A 15,382-nucleotide genomic window follows, 5' to 3' on the forward strand; every position below is an offset into this window, starting at 1 on the left:
TGATAATCCATAATACCAATTAAACGTCTGGGATGCCTTGTGACTCGGTGTTCTCTGAAGTTTTCTCTCTCTGGAATCAAGACACCGCTTACGCTCGTTCTATTGTAATCATTGCAGGAGCAAGAAAAGTTACAATCCGGTTAAATTGAAAAGAACAGCGACTCCTTTTTAGCTACAAAAGGTGCACTGTTCTCTTCATTTCTAACGTTATCGAATCAGTTTGTGGATATACTTTCCACATGGTGGCTCTTCTCTTTTTGACGCAGACGTCCCGTTATAAGCGCAGCTACCAGCGTAAGCACACTGAATACCACCGCAGACCAGAAAAGGCCATTGTAACCCTGCCCTGTCGTTTGATGCACTGCCTGGAGCAACACATCACGGATGCCTTCATCAGGAATCTGAGACAGGCCCTCTGTCAGATTGGAGACATCACTCCCTGCTGCTCCACCCGATGCATATTGCTCCAGCATCTCCGGCGGCACCTGAATTCCTTTGTCAGCGAACCCCGCCTGAATGTTGGACCCCAGATTAATGAAAGAACGTGCCAGGAATCCAGCGAAAATCGTAGGTGCAATAGCCATCGCCATCTGGCGGAATAACGAGCTGGTCGCTACCGCGATGCCTTTGTTGTTCTCTCCCGCCTGTTCTGTGACAAGTACGTTAACTGGCGCACCAAGCATCATGCCGAAGCCGATACCTACGAGCGTACTCGCGATGACAAATTGCCAGATATGCTCCACCCATAGTGGGAACAGCAGGAATCCAATCGCAGATAGCAGCCCCGCAACCGATAACGTCCAGATTGGCCCTTTGCGGTCAACGAGGTATCCACCTCCACCTGCCCCGATGCCGGATGCCAGCGCAAGTGGAGTAAACCAGTACCCGGAAGCTGTATTGGATACGCCGAGATATTGCTCAACAAATCCGGGAATAAAGATCACCGAGGCCAGAATGGCTCCGGAGAAAAAGGCAATCAACAGCGTCCAGCGAAAGGACGCAATGCCCAGAAGCTGTGTCGATACAACAGGTTCACGTTCAGATCCTTCCAGCCTTTTTTCCATGAAGTAAAAGAGCACCAGAATGATTACACCTGCCAAGAAAAAACCGTAGAACATCGGTGATCCCAGGCTCTGTAGCATGTTCACACCGTCCAGATTGCTGAAGCTATACATTAAACTAAGTACACCCAACGTTAGGACAGCGATACCGCTCCAGTCCACTGCTGCACGGTTCAGTTCCTGCTCTTCCTGAATAAATCGAATACCTGCTATGAATAGCAGAATCGCGATAGGTACATTGATCAGGAATAACCAATGCCAGTTGCCCGTAAGGTCCAGTATAAAAGCACCGACATTGGGTCCCAATATAGCGGCAACACCATTCATCCCTCCGAGCAGACCCAAAGCTGTACCCTGACGCTCCGCCGGGAACTTGCTTAATACGTATGAGCTGGCAATGATAAAAATCCCACCACCGCCCAAAGCTTGAATGACACGAGCAATCAGGAAAAAGGTAAACGATGTGCTCAGCGCAACGAGCAGGGACCCGATCCCAAACAACGCCACTTCAATCAAAAATAGCTTCTTGCGACCATAACGGTCCGACAGTTTGCCAGCAATAGGTACACTCACCGCAAGCCCAAGCGTGTAAAGCGTAATCGTCCATGCTCCCCATGTTGGCGACACACCAAATGATGCATTTAAGGTGGTCAGTGAAGAGGTGATGATCCCGTTATCCAGCGCAGCCATAAATACCCCTATGGCAAACAGGACTAGCGGCCATTTCATTTGTTTTTGCATCACATGTTACCTCCCGATCAGATCGTAAATTCAGTATCGTACTGTTGGTTTGGTACATATATAATAAACTATATTGAACAATAATGACTCACTGGTCATTTTAAAACAAAAGAAAACCATATGTCAATTTAATAATATGGTTATATGGATCAATTTACCTCTGATTCGATAAAATAGAGCTACCACATGTTCAGTCGAACCTGCGTAAAGCCCTCATATCTTATCTAACGTACTACCGCTTGCGTAATGCCTCAATAATCTGGTTTGACTCCGTTTGTTTGACACGTGGATCAATGGCGCCCTGAAGGTCTCTTTGATGATGCCTATGTACGCCCTTTCATTTTGAGCCCGAAAACCCATAGTTGAATAACTTCCGAGTCTCCACAAAACGCCCTTCACGAGTATCTGTTCCAAATACAACTGATATCAGTCTTTTGCCATCACGTTCAGCTGTCCCCACAAAATGATATCCGGAATCTTCATCATACCCGGTCTTTAATCCGTCATTCCCATCGTAAGCATACGGCCCACCAATAGAGGACAACATCCAGTTCGTGTTACTCATGTACATCCCTTTTTGATGCATTGATACTTGCATTTGACTGGAGATTCTTAAAATCTCGGGATGGTTATTCAGCAAATATCGCGCAAGCTTGCATGCATCTATAGCCGTCATTAAGGTCTGCCCTTGTATATCCATCGGACGGTTAGGACCAAGCAGCTTTTCACTGAGGCCCGTTGAATTCGTGAATTGTGTATCCTCAGAAAGTCCAATCTGAGTTGCTTTTTGGTTCATCTGTTGCACAAACTTCTGCTCTGTACCACTGATGTGTTCAGCCAGAGCAACAGTTGCATCATTGGCTGAATAGACAGCTACGATCTCGAACAACTCCTGAACGGTGAACTGCTCTCCCTGTTTCAGGGTCAGTTGACTGCCCCCCACGGAGCTGGCATACAGACTCACATTAACAAGATCATTCCAGCCTATATCACCATTGATCACGGCCTCCATTACTAACAGTTCTGTCATCAACTTACTGACGCCTGCCGGAGCAATCTCTTCGGAGCCGTTAAAATCCAGTAAGATCTGTTCAGAGTTCATATCCATTAATACCGCAGATTCAGCTTTAATTCCCGGTTTGCCTACCAGCATGTCCGGTTTCACACCCAAATATATAATAAGCAAGAGAGCCAGTAGCATACCTGCCCGTTTCCACCATTTTTTCATAAGATGATCACCTCTTACCTATATAGACGAAGTAAAGAGGCATTTTGTCTGCACTTTTTTGAAAAAAAGTTAAATTTTTTTTATTTTTTGGTTACAAAAAAAACATGAACCCCATACACCCATGCCAGAGTGTACAGAATCCATGTTTTTAAAGACACTTTTATTCAAATTCCCAGGAGAATTCTTCATTATAATCTAGCAACCGGCTTCTTAAAGGACCCCATTCCTTACAGCTGCTAATTTAAGAATGTTTTACTGAGCTACAACTGCTTTGTCTGCATTAACTTGCAGGTCGCTCAGGTAAACGCCTGTTCCATCACCAATCGCATAGTTCATTACACGTTTGTTAACTGGCGCTACAACTGCACGATACAGTGTAGGGAATACAGGAACTTCATCTACCATGTATTGCTGCCATTGATTGTAGATCTCTTTACGCTTGTCTACATCGAATGCTTCAGCAGAGATACCTTGTGCCAGCAATTTGTCATTCTCTTCGCTGGAGAATCTGGAGAAGTTGTAGAGTGCATCGCGGCCATACAGACCAGATGGATCTACGTCAATACCAACGCCCCATGCTGCTTGATACACATCAATTTTTGGATCATCTTTACCTGTGTTACCTACACGGTCATAGAAGCTGTTGAACTCAACCATTTCCAGGTTTACTTTCAAACCAATAGCTGCCCATGATTGAACATAATAACGAGCCAATGGTTCAGCTGTGTCACCACCAGTCATGGATACAAAGTTGATTTCGAGTGGTGTTCCATCCGGATTCGTACGGAATTCACCATCCAGTTTGTAACCAGCTTCGTCGAGCAATGCTTTTGCTGCTTCTGGATCATATGCTACACCCGGATTGTTGGAATCATGGAATTCTGGGTGAGATGGTGGAATCAGGGTTGTTGCATTCCAACGCAGACCATTATAGAAACGTTTACCAACTTGATCGTTATCTACAGCCATCCACATTGCTTTACGCAAGTTTTTGTCACCCATTTTTGCTTCGGCATTGCTTACAACTTTTCCGTTCTCTTCATCCCACGTACCCAGTTTGAAACCGATGTACGTATAAGCACGATCGATTGCGCCCAGGAATTCTACGTTGGACAGGTTAGCATTGTCTTTGTATTGATCTGTCGGGAATGCATCTACAAGATCTACCCCGCCAGATTTCAGTTCTTGAACAACCGTTGTCGGGTTGATAACTTTCAGAGTCACTTTGTCCAGTTTTGGAGCTCCACGCCAGTAGTCTTCGTTTTTAACATAAGTTACAGACTCACCCGGAGTGATAACATCCACTTTAAATGGACCAAAACCAATTGGTTTTTCACGTACTTCTTTGGAAGAAGACATTTTTGCTACATCCATATCGCCGAAGATATGTTTAGCCAGTGGATACGTCCATACGCCACCTGTCAGCAGGGACGGAGTAGATTCTTTATACGTAATGCTGATTTGTTTGTCGCCCAGCACTTTAATACCAGAGATTGTTTTTGCTTTTCCAGCATGATACTCGTCCATACCTACTACACTAGTGAAGTTGGAGTCGTAACGAGGACCATCATAGCCTTTGCTACCGATTACTTCATAAGCAAATTGCAGATCTTCAGCTGTTACCGGCTTGCCATCATGCCAGTTCACATTGTCACGAATGGTCAGTGTGAACGTTTTGCCATCTTCAGACGTCTCATACGTTGCTGCACCATCGTTGGTATATACATAGTCTTTATCCCAAGTCAGCAAGCCTTCGTCGAACCATTGAAGAACCTGTACATCCGGGTTACCGGAATAGAAATTGTAGTTCAGTGTACCTTCAAAAGCAGTATCCGATACAAGTCCGAATGTAATTGATCCACCCTCGATCGCAGTACCTTCATTCGTTTTGACATTGTTGAAGTCTTCAATGGAGTAAACGCCCTCTTCATTAGCAGGTTTTTCCTCCGTTTTTCCCTCTTCTGTGTTGGAAGCTGGAGCTGGAGTAGCTGCTTCTTTCTCAGAGCACGCTGCGAGCACCAATACAAAGACCAACATCATCGTGAAAAATAGTCCCCGTGAAAATAATCCCTTTTTCATGAACCTTTCCTCCCTTTTTTTAACCTCTTCTTTGTCTTGCATCAGTCGCACGCTTTAGGGCTTGACCGACATTATTTATACTCAACATCAATACCAGAATCAGTACCGATGCGGGTAGCCATATCCACCATCTGGATTCCAGGGTTTGCGGATTACGTGCATAACTTACGAGTGTTCCAAGACTAGGCGTACTTTCGGGAAAACCAAATCCCAGGAAAGATAACCCTGATTCGAGGCCAATGTTGGCAGCGAGATTCAATGTCATCGTTACGATGATAATAGAGCTCAGATTCGGAAGAACCTGTGAGAAAATGATCTTGAGATGGGATGATCCCAACGTTTTTGAAGCTTTCACATATTCAAGTTCTCTCTCCTGCAGTGCCTTAGACCGAATTAATCTAGCAATTCCCATCCATAGGAAGGCAGTCATGATTAGCGAGAACGAAACAATATTATATTTGGGTACTGCTGTAACAAACGCGATAACAATCATCATGAACGGGAGAATCATGAAGAAATCCACGATACGCATGAATATATTGTCAATCAGTCCTCCGAAATAACCAGAAAGTATACCGATTACGATCCCCAAGAAACCTGTCATTACCGTAACTAGAATGGCAATGGATAACGAGTTCCGAGTTCCGATGATTAGTTGTCCAAATACATCACGACCTCCGTAATCTGTTCCTAACCAGTATTGTGCAGAAGGCGGCTCATATAAAGCGAATAGATCCACTTTAACAATTTCATCTTGATCCAGGATCAGAGCAGTTCCATAGACTATTAATAAAACCAGTCCCAAAAATATGAGCGAGATTAGTGCCACCTTATCCCGGACAAGCTCTCTCCATAAGATACTCAAGCTGGAGGGGCTCTTATCAATCTTCTGTGAAGTTACAACGACATCATTGGCCTTGCTCATCTTATTCACCCCGAAATCTTCAAGTTCTTACTTGATCCGTATACGCGGATCTACTAATCCCAGAATAATGTCAGATAATAGCGAACCCAGGATTGTAGCTATACCAAATAGCAGGACAAGTGCGGTTACAACACTGAAATCACGAAGAGAGATTGAGTTAAGGAACAGCTGCCCCATGCCTGGGTAACTGAATATACTCTCAATGAAAATAGTACCTCCGATAAGTCCTGTAATCTCATAACCGAAGAATGCGGCAATCGGCAGTAGAGAGTTCCTTAAAATATGCCTGTTGTAAACTCGTGATTCCGAAGCGCCCTTGGCTCGCGCAGTAAGAACGAATTCTTTATGCTTGATATCGATAATTTCGCTACGCAAGTATTGAACGGTTGATACCGTAGTAATCAGTGCCATGGATAATGCCGGTAATAACAGATGATAGAATTTGCTTGTAATGTAACTGAATGTTCCTGGTGTAAGTCCAGGTGCCACGCTGCCCCCCGTTGGGAATAACCCAAAGTGGAAACCAAAAATCCATAACATAACCAGTGCAAAAATGAATAACGGTGCTGCGAACCCCAGATAGGTGTAGCCCGTAATTAACCGGTCAGACCATGTATCATTATAACGACCACTGATAATACCAAGTGGGATCGCGATTAAATATGTGAAGACAAGTGTTGCAAAAGCCAGCCAAAATGTATTTGCAATTCTTTGACCAATCAGATCAGAAACTGGCATCTTGAATCGGAAAGATTGTCCGAAGTCGCCCTGCGCGGCATTTCTGATCCAGTCCCAATACTGTACATACCATGGATTATTAAGTCCAAGTCGTTCCCTCTGTTCATCCAAAGCTTTAGGATCAATACTTGGATCGAGCAATCCGGTTAGTGCGTCTCCTGGCATGGCTTTGGCCATCAAAAATACCAAAAGACTTAGTAAAAAGATTTGAGGGATCATAATCATGATTCTTCGTACTATTATTTTCCACATATGGCCTTCAACCTTTCTGAGGTAGAGCTACTCGGTGAGTATCGGAAATGGATTTGAGCGAGTATGCAAGCCCTTCCTCATCAAAGAAATTTCGGTATGAATTTTCATACTCGGATTTGACCTGTTGACGGAAGGCTACCATTTCCTCTCGTTTGGTTGGGTCCATATCCGGAATGGCTGCAATGAGACGTTTGGTATAGATGTGTTGCGGATTCTCAAAAATATCATTTGTTGTTCCCTGTTCCACATATCGACCTTTATACATAATTCCAATCTGATCACACATATGACGGATGATGCCAAGATCGTGACTGATGAACAGATAGGTCAGATTTAATTCTTTTTGAATTTCCTGCATGAAGTTGAGTACCTGAGCCTGTACCGATACATCCAGTGCAGATACAGGCTCATCAGCGATAATTAGCTTCGGCTTCAGTGCAATAGCCCGTGCGATGCCAATCCGTTGACGCTGCCCGCCGGAGAATTCATGCGGATATTTGTAGATTGATTCCGGACTCAAGCCAACCTTTTCAAGTAATTCTCTTACTTGTCTTTTCTCCTCAGTAGCTGTCAGACGCTCATAGTTACGAAACGGCTCAGCGATAATATCGATAACCCGCTTCTTTGGATTCAGTGATGAATATGGGTCTTGAAAAATCATTTGTACATCCCGCTGGAGCTGCCTGTTCTTACGTCGCTCCGTAGCCAGATTTTTGCCGTTAAACAGAATCTTTCCGTCAGTGACATGGTTTAGCCCAATAATGGCTCTGCCTGTTGTTGTCTTTCCTGAACCTGATTCGCCAACCAGACCATAGGTCTGTCCTTGTTCAATGGAGAAGCTAACATCATCAACAGCCTTTACACTGCCAATTTCCCGTTTAAGCAATCCACCGCGAATCGGAAAGTGTATCTTAAGCCCTTCTACTTCGAGTAATGCCATTATGTTATTCCTCCTCAGCTTTGGTCAGGGAAATGAAAGTGCTGGTAACAGGTACACCTTACAAAGTGACCTGGTGCAATTTCATGCATCTGCGGGTTCTCTTCATGAGCCGATTCACTAATCCATGGAATTCGGGCTTTGAATCTGCACCCTTTGCGAGGAAGATTTTTGAGTGATGGTACGATGCCTTGGATGACATGTAATTTGGATCTTTCTTCAGACAGTGTGGGAATAGAGTTCAACAGTGAGCGGGTATATGGATGCTTCGCATCGTTCATCAATGTGAAGATATCTGCGACTTCAACAATTTCGCCTGCATACATAACTGCAACGCGATCAGCCATCTCAGCTACGACACCCAGATCATGTGTAATCAGAATAATGCCTGCGTTAATTTCATTCTTCAGATCACGGATTAGCTCCAGAATCTGTAGTTGAATCGTAACGTCAAGCGCCGTCGTTGGTTCATCGGCTATGAGTAGTTCCGGTTTGTTGGCAATCGCAATGGCAATAACAATTCTCTGTCTCATACCACCAGATAGTTCGTGGGGATACTGCTTGTATATTTGTTCGGGACGTGGAATCCCTACCTGATTCAATAAGTGAATGACCTTTTCTCTCTTCTCTCTGGAAGACAGCTTGGACTGATGAAGTGTGAGAATCTCTTCAATCTGTTCACCAATAATCATTAGAGGATTTAGTGCGGACAATGGGTCCTGAAAAATCATGCCCATTTCTTTGCCGCGTAGCTTGTTTAATTTGCTTGGGGAGATGTTGGCAATATCTTGTCCTTTATAGAGAATCTGGCCTTCTATTTTTGCTTTGTTATGCAAACCCATAAGAGAGAATGCAAAAGCACTTTTACCTGACCCGGATTCACCTACAATCGCCAACACTTCATTTTTCTTCACCGTAAGGTTAACGTGATCCACTGCTGCATAATAGTCATCTTCAATTCTGAATGATGTTGTTAGATTTCTGACTTCCAATAGCTCTGTATTCAAATCAATCACCCTAACCCCATAATTTCCGTAGATTGTATTCGTGTGTAGAGAAATGCATCCACTGTATATTTCCAAGTTCTTGAAGATAACGAACAATAGCTTATACAAAATACCAAATTGTTAGGAGAAACAAGTTTAAGAGACTTATATTTAGACCATTGGTCAATTAATGTTGATAATTCCTAGCGGAATTATATATCAAAATAATTAATGTAATCATACGTGTAATTTTAGCTAACGTCAATGCTTATTTTGAGATTTTTGGTATAAATGTTTTTTATACTACAGAATTGGATATTAGTAATACTATAAAGGCATATATCAGGAATTTTGAGAGGTGTTATCTTGTTTTTGGCTGTGAGGTGTACATAGGCAATTAGTCAAAATAACATATACATGACATAGTAGTTACATCTAATGTATGTGTATGCTTTAATTTAAGTAGACATTCTTAATTTTGCGTGAGGTAAATGTTACATATATGAGTGATGATTATATCTCGATCTATAGCTGAATTTTATTGAACCGGAGCCGTTATGCTTACAATTGAAATAATATATGCGATCAGAGTAAAAAATCTAGTTAATCTAGTATAGTTTTATTTATTTGCTAATGTAAAGACCAAATTGTCATCTTTTATCATTTATTTTACAAAAGAAAGAAAAAAGCCCTGCAAAATGCAGAGCTTATCTAATATTTATTCATTTAAATGTATATATAACACCCTTTTCTAAGAATCAGGAGGTCTTTTACCACGTTTTAACTCATTAATACTCAAATCAAAATCCATCTGCAAGTGAGGATAATCCGGGAAGTTTGCCCAGTCTCCACCCCAAGTGAAACCTAACTCTTTGGCGAGATCCACAACTTCCATCCAGTCTGCCTTGCCATTGCCGTTATCATCACGTTCCATATCCCACACCACATCACCCTCAGGCGTCCTCAATACAAAATCAATTGCTAATCCGTAGTTATGGTAAGACTCACCACCACGCGCATTAGTAACAATATTTCCTGCACTTGAGCGTCCTTGGTTGAATAGTGCATCTTGCTCCTCGGAACTTCGGTAGCCGTGGGTGATAACAATCTCTATTCCACGTCTCGCTGCCTTACGTACCAATAATTTCTCATTCTCTGCTACCACAGGATGTAGGTCGGTGATTGGCATAGCTTCTTGGATTGTTGTCCCGGGCCACATGTTATCTATATCACCTTTTTGCTGTAACCACACATATATAATGGAAAGTAAAAGAGTAGCTATAATCCAGGTTTTCAGACCGCTCTTTTTTCTCTGTTTACCTTTACGTTTTGATGTATTCATATCCACTCCTGGTGTTTTTTCTGAAATAAACAGCTATTCCTGCTGCCTAAACCTTTTCAGTAGATTAGACTCTATTATAGTTCATTTGAGGCTTGAATGCCTCTATCACCATAGAATTGAATTCTTCCATTTGTTAGAGTGGATCTGTTATTTCTATTACTTCTATTGATATATACAAAAAAGCAGCCGGCTATAAGCCGACTGCTTCGTATGCAAGCTGAGTAAAAACTACTCAGTTGTGTATGGCAATAATGCGATTTGACGGGAGCGTTTAATTGCAATCGTCAGCATGCGTTGATATTTAGCGCTAGTACCTGTTACACGGCGTGGCAAAATTTTTCCACGTTCGCTGATAAATTTACGAAGCAAGTCCGTATCTTTATAATCGATGTGAGTAATTTTGTTAGCTGTGAAGAAGCACACTTTACGACGTTTATTACGGCCGCCACGACGTGCCGGTCTTTTATCGTTGTCTCCGCCTTCTCTTTGCTTGAAGCCCATGCTTTTCAGTCCTTTCCTATCATGTAACCCATATCTCCTAAGAGTATCAGTTCATGTTAAAATGGCAAATCATCATCCGATATATCAATCGGTTTTCCGTCATCGGAAAAAGGATCCTGATTGTTGCTACGCGAATTATTGTTATTGTTCGCGCGTCCGCCGCCTCCATAAGAAGGCTCTTCACGCATTGGTTGCCCACCGCCGCCACCGCTATTATCACGGTTAGCTGACTCCAAGAAACGGACATTATCGGCAATGACTTCGGTCACGTATACACGTTTTCCTTCGTTATTCTCGTAGTTCCGTACTTGAATGCGTCCTTCGACTGCAGCCAGGCGTCCTTTGCGCAAGTAGTTCGCACAGGTCTCGGCAAGCTGTCTCCAGGTTACGACCGGAATGAAATCGGCTTCCTTTTCTCCCCCTTGGCTTGTAAACGGTCTGTCCACTGCCAAAGTAAATTGCGTAACTGCCACTCCTGCTGGAGTGTAACGCAACTCAGGATCCCGGGTTAACCGTCCGATCAGAATGACACGGTTCAACAATGTAATCCCCTCCTTCAGAGCGTATTGGTGCGTTAATCACGAGTAGTCTTAAGCAGACTTAACGTCGTTGGTAATGAGATAACGAATTACTTCGTCAGAAATCTTCATGAGACGCTCAAGTTCAGTTACAACTGCTGGTTCAGCAGTGAAATGTACCAGAACATAAAAACCATCACGGAATTTCTTGATCTCATACGCAAGACGGCGTTTACCCATAACGTCGTGAGCTGTAACTTCACCACCGCCGTTGGAGATGATGCCTTGGAATTTATCGACTGTAGCTTGAACAACTTCTTGCTCAATGTCAGGACGAATAATGTACATCACTTCATATTTGCGCATAATTTTCACCTCCTTATGGACTCTGGCCCTCAATCTAGGTTGAGAGCAAGGAACGAGCACAAACTCGAACTATATTAATATAACAAATACCGAGTCAAAGTGCAAGCAAACGTTCCCTGTACATATTGGCACATGATCAGCCCGGCTATGGAGCACACTACAGAAGCAACAAAGTAACATAATCTGCAGAGGAGGTTTTATCATGGGTGAAAAAACCGAGTTTGAACCAGGAGACAAAGCCCCAAACGATGGAGAGTATACGGAAGTTGGGGAAAAAAGCTTTGTCACGGAAATTCAGAACCCTAAGCGGGTAACGCTGAAAAAAGGTGAAGCTTTTCCCGAAACAAGCAATCATAATCGCAAGTGGAAGAAGCTGACCAAAGCCCGCGTCCATTAATCGCAATACTTTTTTTACGATCCATGTATATAAAACGGAATAAAGCACATAATACAATCAGGCGGTGCACGAGAGAGGTGTGGTTCCGTTGGACAACGAAGCCGATCATTCGCTGTTGGAGATTCATCACGTAATTTAAGAAGCAAGTGGTTATGTGTAGTAAGGCCCTTCGTCTGAAGCACGCGTATTGCTACGTGCAGTACACCAAGTGTCTGATTGTTACGACCGATTGTTTCCTAACAAACAAATGCACCGCCGGATAAAGAGCCCTTCGGGGCTCTTTATTTTCGTTTTAGTCATTAATGATGCATCTGATATGAATTCATGTTCAATACATATTCAATAAAACGTTATACCAAAAAAGACCCTCCTAATGGAAAGTCTTCTTATCGATCTTTTTATTAAACTCAATGTGTATTGAGTAAGTTACATTTGAAGTGGCGGAAAGGGTGGGATTCGAACCCACGCACGCTGTGACACGCCTAACTGATTTCGAGTCAGCCCCCTTGGGCCTCTTGGGTACCTTTCCGCAGCAATATTGATTATAGCATGATCATTTACAGAACGCAATACTCCTACGGAGCCTACATGTAAACGTTATTACGCGTACTGCATACCGAATTATTGCAAGATCAGGATTCAGTGGAATCTTCGGCTGAGCGCAATACCTTCTTCATGTTTTTCTCAAATTTCGCTCTTGGAATCAACACGCTATGTTTACATCCGACACACTTGATCCGAATATCCATACCCATACGAATGATCTCCATCTCATTGCTGCCACAGGGATGCTGCTTCTTCATCTGCACGATATCCCCAAGCTGGAAACTTTTACGCTCCACCTGTGCCATCCCCCTCATCTTTCTCCAAAGCTACTGCCTGTTCCAATACGGCTTGATTGCTCATCTCATGATACTCCAGCGTTTTTTTCACATCGCCCTGAATCTGACGTTCCACCGAAGCACGAGAGTTAGGCATACATTCAGCCACAATTCGCACCACATACTCTGATGTAGACATCGACTGTATACCGAGCACATCCGGCACCTTCACAATATTTAGGTCACGCTCTTCAATCCCGACCAAAGACTTTTTCACCAGATGTACTGACTCATCGAGACTTAAGTCCGCCTTCATCGGAATATCCACTACAGCCAGCGAATTTGACATGGAGTAGTTCGTTACACTTGCAATCGCCCCGTTTGGGATAATGTGAACCTCACCTTGCCAGCTGACCAGTTTGGTTGTTCTAAGTCCGATCACTTCAACCGTTCCCTTGTAGGTTCCCGTCTGAATGACATCCCCCACAGCGAACTGGTCCTCCAATATAATGAAGAAACCGGTAATAACATCCTTGACCAAACCCTGTGCACCAAAACCAATGGCAAGCCCAAGCACACCGGCACTCGCGAGTAGTGGCCCAACTTGGATATTGATCTCAGATAACAGTAGCAGAATCATAATGAAATTACATGTTATGGAGGTCGCATTTTTCAACAGTTCCCCTACGGTTACGAATCTGCGTGGATTCACGCGAATCTTGCCTTCCTGCTTGCGTTCCATGGAACGATCTATAATTCGATAGACTACCTTAATGACAATACGGGTGATGATAAAAATAATGATGATCCGGATTGAGCTGAACATAATGTTAAGCCACATATCGGGATCTGCAATTTTGTTCCAGACTTTATCCGTCCAACGAAGGGCTTCATTTACAGCACCAGCAGCACTGGTCTCTTCCCCTTGAGCAAACTGAAATGACAACATTCATCATCCCTCCTCTACATCGGTATGTTATCATAGCTGTCTTCTGTTTTGAAATAGAGGCCTCGGATCTCTACGAACTCGTTACGAATGATCTTCTGTACTCGCTCCAGATCCTCTTTTGGAAACTGAATACATAGCGCACACCCTGCTGTAATTTCTTTTGGTGTAGGGAACAAATCAATCTCTATCTCGGCAAACTCCAGCAGCATTTCAGCACGCAGTGCCTGCTGGGTTGAATCAAATGCAATCAGCATCCAATCGTTAATCCATTCGTCCATGTTCGGCTCCTTTCGCCATACGTCCAACCCTAGAGAAAAAGCTTGTCCTCGTGAAGTATAAAACGCTCTACCTTTCCATATACTGTTACTACTATTCCAAGGGAAAGGATAGATCCTATGAATCCTACTTCGCGTTCCTTTTCATCACAAGACATGACCAGTTTGAAAATCCCCCATACCGATCCAGGTATTCACTCAGCCATTACCCATCGTTTAATGTTCCATCTCTATAAAGCCCATTCTCTGCAAAATGTAGTGATTGTCTGCATCGGCACAGATCGCTCAACAGGCGACTGCCTTGGTCCTCTGGTCGGATCAGCCCTTTCCAAGTGGGACAGCCCTTTATTCCATCTATATGGTACCTTGGATGAACCAGTCCATGCGATGAACCTGCAAGATACACTCCACAACATACAGAAAACACACCATAACCCTTATGTGATTGGCATTGACGCCTGTCTCGGTCAATCATCCAGTGTGGGATGCATTCAAGTTGTGAATGGTCCGCTCAAACCGGGTGCGGGGGTAAATAAAGAATTACCGCCGGTCGGCGATATCCATCTGACAGGTATCGTTAACGTCGGCGGCTTTATGGAATACTTTGTTCTACAGAACACACGGCTCAGTCTCGTTATGCGCATGTCCGAGATTATTTCCAGCAGTCTATACTCGGCCATCCGGGAATGGCATACACGTTCTACTCTGCTTGCTGTGCCAGAGTAATAGCTTCCTTTTCCTCTGGGGACAGAGTGTACGTGGACTCTCCCCCTTTAAGAGGTTTTGCATATACATAAGAACCGTCGCGGTTATATATCCCCGTAAGAATCATGCCATCCTGGCTATCGTTAATCATAGCCATTGAGAAGCTCAGATCACTGCCACGCTCTCCATATGCATTGTACCTTTTCACGCCAACTTTACCTTGAATGCGGGTCAGCTTTTGCATGACAACTTGCAGCTGATTCGTTTGCAGTTTGTGTTCATCCTCAATGCTGTCCATCTGAATTTTCAGATTAATCAGCAACGATTCCAGGTCCTCTACTCCACTGCCAGCCATCATGGCTTCATATTTACGTTTAAACTTTCGTAACTTTGCCCCTTGAACAATACTCACAATCAGCAAGATCACCGTAAGTAATGCCATTCCGCCAATAATCCATAACAGCTGTTCCAGAATCAGCTCGTTTAATTCAGCCATGTAATTGCAACTACCCCTCTATATTTTTGATCAGATTAACGTCTGTCCTGTAATATTATCATTCA

At 43.5% G+C, this 15,382-nt stretch carries 17 protein-coding genes and 1 tRNA gene; 2 read left to right on the plus strand and 16 right to left on the minus strand.

Annotated features, from left to right (window positions below):
- Positions 1-215: 215 nt before the first annotated feature.
- The 11 genes from MKY44_RS28745 to rpsF all read right to left on the minus strand — a co-directional run bounded on the left by MKY44_RS28745 (position 216) and on the right by rpsF (position 11,674).
- Positions 216-1,802, minus strand: a complete 1,587-nt coding sequence (locus MKY44_RS28745) for an MFS transporter (RefSeq protein ID WP_341009739.1) — start codon at positions 1,800-1,802, stop codon at positions 216-218.
- A gap of 337 nt (positions 1,803-2,139) precedes the next feature.
- Positions 2,140-3,030, minus strand: coding sequence for a D-alanyl-D-alanine carboxypeptidase family protein (locus tag MKY44_RS28750; protein WP_341009740.1), 891 nt, complete (start codon positions 3,028-3,030; stop codon positions 2,140-2,142).
- A gap of 252 nt (positions 3,031-3,282) precedes the next feature.
- Positions 3,283-5,109 (minus strand): oligopeptide ABC transporter substrate-binding protein, encoded by a 1,827-nt coding sequence (locus tag MKY44_RS28755; protein WP_341009742.1) that lies wholly within the window; start codon positions 5,107-5,109, stop codon positions 3,283-3,285.
- Between the two features lie 19 nt (positions 5,110-5,128).
- Entirely contained in the window at positions 5,129-6,034 is a 906-nt protein-coding gene (locus MKY44_RS28760) for an ABC transporter permease (RefSeq protein WP_338707433.1), read from the minus strand.
- A gap of 27 nt (positions 6,035-6,061) precedes the next feature.
- On the minus strand, positions 6,062-7,024 hold the full coding sequence (opp4B, locus tag MKY44_RS28765; protein ID WP_074092893.1) for an oligopeptide ABC transporter permease: 963 nt from the start codon (positions 7,022-7,024) through the stop codon (positions 6,062-6,064).
- 7 nt (positions 7,025-7,031) lie between these two features.
- Positions 7,032-7,964 (minus strand): ABC transporter ATP-binding protein, encoded by a 933-nt coding sequence (locus tag MKY44_RS28770; RefSeq protein WP_341009743.1) that lies wholly within the window; start codon positions 7,962-7,964, stop codon positions 7,032-7,034.
- 14 nt (positions 7,965-7,978) lie between these two features.
- Positions 7,979-8,968 (minus strand): ABC transporter ATP-binding protein, encoded by a 990-nt coding sequence (locus tag MKY44_RS28775; protein ID WP_074096664.1) that lies wholly within the window; start codon positions 8,966-8,968, stop codon positions 7,979-7,981.
- A 730-nt stretch (positions 8,969-9,698) separates the two neighbouring features.
- Positions 9,699-10,289 (minus strand): M15 family metallopeptidase, encoded by a 591-nt coding sequence (locus MKY44_RS28780; RefSeq protein WP_341009744.1) that lies wholly within the window; start codon positions 10,287-10,289, stop codon positions 9,699-9,701.
- 228 nt (positions 10,290-10,517) lie between these two features.
- Positions 10,518-10,790 (minus strand): 30S ribosomal protein S18, encoded by a 273-nt coding sequence (gene rpsR, locus MKY44_RS28785; RefSeq protein ID WP_017691433.1) that lies wholly within the window; start codon positions 10,788-10,790, stop codon positions 10,518-10,520.
- Between the two features lie 56 nt (positions 10,791-10,846).
- Positions 10,847-11,332 (minus strand): single-stranded DNA-binding protein, encoded by a 486-nt coding sequence (gene ssb / locus MKY44_RS28790; protein ID WP_017691432.1) that lies wholly within the window; start codon positions 11,330-11,332, stop codon positions 10,847-10,849.
- 48 nt (positions 11,333-11,380) lie between these two features.
- A complete protein-coding gene (gene rpsF / locus MKY44_RS28795; RefSeq protein WP_036611944.1) occupies positions 11,381-11,674 on the minus strand; it encodes a 30S ribosomal protein S6 in 294 nt (97 codons plus the stop codon).
- A 202-nt stretch (positions 11,675-11,876) separates the two neighbouring features.
- Here rpsF and MKY44_RS28800 point away from each other — a divergent pair, with 202 nt between their 5' ends.
- Positions 11,877-12,071, plus strand: a complete 195-nt coding sequence (locus tag MKY44_RS28800) for a YjzC family protein (RefSeq protein ID WP_341009745.1) — start codon at positions 11,877-11,879, stop codon at positions 12,069-12,071.
- Between the two features lie 438 nt (positions 12,072-12,509).
- On the opposite strand, the gene MKY44_RS28805 is transcribed toward MKY44_RS28800, so the two are convergent.
- The 4 genes from MKY44_RS28805 to MKY44_RS28820 form a co-directional block, all read right to left on the minus strand.
- A tRNA-Ser gene (locus MKY44_RS28805) sits at positions 12,510-12,600 on the minus strand.
- A gap of 103 nt (positions 12,601-12,703) precedes the next feature.
- Positions 12,704-12,913 carry a DUF951 domain-containing protein gene (locus MKY44_RS28810; RefSeq protein WP_036611950.1) on the minus strand — a complete coding sequence of 70 codons (210 nt, stop codon included), beginning with the start codon at positions 12,911-12,913 and terminating at the stop codon, positions 12,704-12,706.
- On the minus strand, positions 12,903-13,841 hold the full coding sequence (locus MKY44_RS28815; protein WP_133386407.1) for a mechanosensitive ion channel family protein: 939 nt from the start codon (positions 13,839-13,841) through the stop codon (positions 12,903-12,905). The genes MKY44_RS28810 and MKY44_RS28815 overlap by 11 nt, the downstream gene beginning before the upstream one ends.
- A gap of 14 nt (positions 13,842-13,855) precedes the next feature.
- Positions 13,856-14,119, minus strand: a complete 264-nt coding sequence (locus MKY44_RS28820) for a DUF3343 domain-containing protein (RefSeq protein WP_017691427.1) — start codon at positions 14,117-14,119, stop codon at positions 13,856-13,858.
- A gap of 117 nt (positions 14,120-14,236) precedes the next feature.
- Here MKY44_RS28820 and yyaC point away from each other — a divergent pair, with 117 nt between their 5' ends.
- Positions 14,237-14,842, plus strand: coding sequence for a spore protease YyaC (gene yyaC / locus MKY44_RS28825; RefSeq protein WP_036611957.1), 606 nt, complete (start codon positions 14,237-14,239; stop codon positions 14,840-14,842).
- Here the strand turns inward: yyaC and MKY44_RS28830 are convergent.
- Positions 14,817-15,317 (minus strand): DUF4446 family protein, encoded by a 501-nt coding sequence (locus MKY44_RS28830; RefSeq protein ID WP_036671879.1) that lies wholly within the window; start codon positions 15,315-15,317, stop codon positions 14,817-14,819. The genes yyaC and MKY44_RS28830 overlap by 26 nt on opposite strands.
- Between the last annotated feature and the right edge of the window lie 65 nt (positions 15,318-15,382).

This window comes from Paenibacillus sp. FSL R7-0026 (assembly GCF_038004485.1).
In the GTDB taxonomy this organism is placed as follows: Bacteria; Bacillota; Bacilli; order Paenibacillales; family Paenibacillaceae; genus Paenibacillus; species Paenibacillus xylanexedens_A.

Coding starts and splice junctions, on each gene's coding strand:
- rpsR (WP_017691433.1), bottom strand. CDS start 10,790: ATGGGCTTCAAGCAAAGAGAAGGCGGAGACAACGATAAAAGACCGGCA.
- opp4B (WP_074092893.1), bottom strand. CDS start 7,024: ATGTGGAAAATAATAGTACGAAGAATCATGATTATGATCCCTCAAATC.
- MKY44_RS28830 (WP_036671879.1), bottom strand. CDS start 15,317: ATGGCTGAATTAAACGAGCTGATTCTGGAACAGCTGTTATGGATTATT.
- MKY44_RS28820 (WP_017691427.1), bottom strand. CDS start 14,119: ATGGACGAATGGATTAACGATTGGATGCTGATTGCATTTGATTCAACC.
- MKY44_RS28815 (WP_133386407.1), bottom strand. CDS start 13,841: ATGTTGTCATTTCAGTTTGCTCAAGGGGAAGAGACCAGTGCTGCTGGT.
- MKY44_RS28755 (WP_341009742.1), bottom strand. CDS start 5,109: ATGAAAAAGGGATTATTTTCACGGGGACTATTTTTCACGATGATGTTG.
- MKY44_RS28750 (WP_341009740.1), bottom strand. CDS start 3,030: ATGAAAAAATGGTGGAAACGGGCAGGTATGCTACTGGCTCTCTTGCTT.
- yyaC (WP_036611957.1), top strand. CDS start 14,237: ATGAATCCTACTTCGCGTTCCTTTTCATCACAAGACATGACCAGTTTG.
- MKY44_RS28770 (WP_341009743.1), bottom strand. CDS start 7,964: ATGGCATTACTCGAAGTAGAAGGGCTTAAGATACACTTTCCGATTCGC.
- rpsF (WP_036611944.1), bottom strand. CDS start 11,674: ATGCGCAAATATGAAGTGATGTACATTATTCGTCCTGACATTGAGCAA.
- MKY44_RS28745 (WP_341009739.1), bottom strand. CDS start 1,802: ATGCAAAAACAAATGAAATGGCCGCTAGTCCTGTTTGCCATAGGGGTA.
- MKY44_RS28780 (WP_341009744.1), bottom strand. CDS start 10,289: ATGAATACATCAAAACGTAAAGGTAAACAGAGAAAAAAGAGCGGTCTG.
- MKY44_RS28760 (WP_338707433.1), bottom strand. CDS start 6,034: ATGAGCAAGGCCAATGATGTCGTTGTAACTTCACAGAAGATTGATAAG.
- MKY44_RS28800 (WP_341009745.1), top strand. CDS start 11,877: ATGGGTGAAAAAACCGAGTTTGAACCAGGAGACAAAGCCCCAAACGAT.